Annotated in this window: 2 protein-coding genes; both read left to right on the top strand. The window is 56.1% G+C overall.

Going from position 1 to position 2,000, the window contains the following annotated elements; all coding sequences use genetic code 11:
- Positions 1-2 precede the first annotated feature (2 nt).
- On the top strand, positions 3-836 hold the full coding sequence (locus A6733_RS08195; protein WP_092460840.1) for a protein rep: 834 nt from the start codon (positions 3-5) through the stop codon (positions 834-836).
- A gap of 835 nt (positions 837-1,671) precedes the next feature.
- Positions 1,672-2,000: protein rep (locus tag A6733_RS09810; RefSeq protein ID WP_176696814.1), on the top strand; the 329-nt coding region annotated here is incomplete at its 3' end.

Below are 2,000 nucleotides of genomic sequence, written 5' to 3'. Positions count from 1 at the left end.
TGATCTTTGCCGACGTTCCAGATCCTGAGACCGGGGAACTAGTTCTACGCCTACGGGAAGCGCACTTCTGTAGAGTTCGACATTGCCCCGTGTGCCAGTGGAGACGTTCGCTAATGTGGTATGCGCGCTTCCAGAAAGCTCTACCCGAGATCTTGGGGAGATATCCTTCGGCCAGATGGGCGTTTCTCACCCTCACGGTTCGCAATTGCGACATCAAAGAGCTTCGGGCAACGATCTCTAGCATGAATGCCGCGTGGAAACGCCTGACACATCGAGCGGAGTTCCGCAACGTTCTGGGGTGGATCCGTACCACTGAGGTTACCAAAGGGAAAGATGGATCCGCGCACCCGCACTTCCATTGCCTTTTGATGGTTTCGACCTCGTATTTCGGCAGGGGATACGTCACGCATTCTCGGTGGGTGGAGCTTTGGAAACAGTCGTTGCGGGTTGACTACACCCCAGTTGTCGACATCCGCGTTGTGCGCCCTAAGAAAGCCTCTAGAGAGGCTCTAGAGGCGGCTAAAACGCCTTTAGAGGCCTCTACAGAGGCAATTGCGGATGCAGCCAGGGAGGTTCTGAAATACGCCGTCAAACCCTCGGATATGTTCGACGATGACGAATGGTTCCTGGAGCTAACCCGACAGGTGCACCACCTTCGATTCATCGCTTCCGGGGGAGCGCTCAAAGACGCTTTGCGGGAGGATGAGGAAACCGAAGAGGATCTCATTCTGGCCGACGATCCAGCGGAGACACCCGACGATGGAACCCGGGTTGCTTTCTCGTGGAAGCGTAAAGAGAAGCGCTACCGCAAAGCGGGCAAGTTCAGGGAAAGCTAGATGGGGTTGTATCACACGCGGAATCCCGCGCCACGCAAAGCTTTCTCGATGGGGGGGTGCAGGGGGGGGCCCCCACCTGCCGCACGCAAACTCGCAAGAGTTTGCATAAGTGCGCCCTTCGGGTTTTTGGTTAGGAGCAAGGTGTAACCTGCGCTTCGCTTGGTTCCACCCTCGTCGCTTCGCTCCTCGCCCCCGCGCGCTACGCTTGGGGGGTTTGAACTGTTCTCTCGATAGTTGACTATTCTTGCGCGTTATTGTATTTCGCGTTATTGTATTTTTTGCGCATGGCTTGGCCGCCATAAGTGGCTCTACGGCGAGTTCCGCCGGATGTGAAGCCTGTGGAGAGGAAGGCGCTGGCCCGGCGCGCAAGCGCCAGGCGAAACCGGCCTCGGTGAAGCAGGAAGTCAGCTTTGTTCCTGTTTAGGCAGGAATGAGTAAGTCTGACAGAACGGTTGCTGCATGGGTCCATCGGGGGGAGAGTTTCTCCGTTCCCCCCGACGGCAAATCCTCAACGGTAGAGCGCGCGTTGGGAGCGAAGCGACTGAGCGCGCGGCGTTTTGCCCCTACCGTATCCGCAGTGCACGGGTGCTGGAGTTGCGACCTTTCTACCCGCCGTCAGGCGGCGGTGGGTGTGTAAGAGATGCCGAAATCGGTTCCGGTGTGTCCGCCGGAACGGGCGTGTCCGAGCCGTTCTAACTTAACTTGATAATAGAGGGATATCTGCAGGATGAGGAATCCGCGGAATCCCGCGCCGCTGTTGGCTTTTCGTAGGTATTGACATGTAAAAGGAAAACCCCCTAGAATGTGAGTTGGGACCACAAACCTAGGGGGTTTTATGACTTGCTCTCTAGCAGTCATCAGGAATGATTGTAGCAAATTTGCAAAAGATTGCAATAGCGATTATCTAAGCGACTATTCACCCAAGGATGCGCCTTGGGATGTTCACCGAGGCGAAGCTCAACAAGTCGAGCAAATCTACGCAGAAGCCGCGGAATTTGAGCGTTTGGCGCAGCGGATGCATCAGTGCAGCGGCTTACTGATCTTTGCCGACGTTCCAGATCCTGAGACCGGGGAACTAGTTCTACGCCTACGGGAAGCGCACTTCTGTAGAGTTCGACATTGCCCCGTGTGCCAGTGGAGACGTTCGCTAATGTGGTATGCGCG

It is taken from the genome of Candidatus Ichthyocystis sparus (assembly GCF_900078745.1).
Classification (GTDB): Bacteria; Pseudomonadota; Gammaproteobacteria; order Burkholderiales; family 2013Ark19i; genus Ichthyocystis; species Ichthyocystis sparus.
This window is presented reverse-complemented; position numbering and strand designations above follow the sequence as displayed.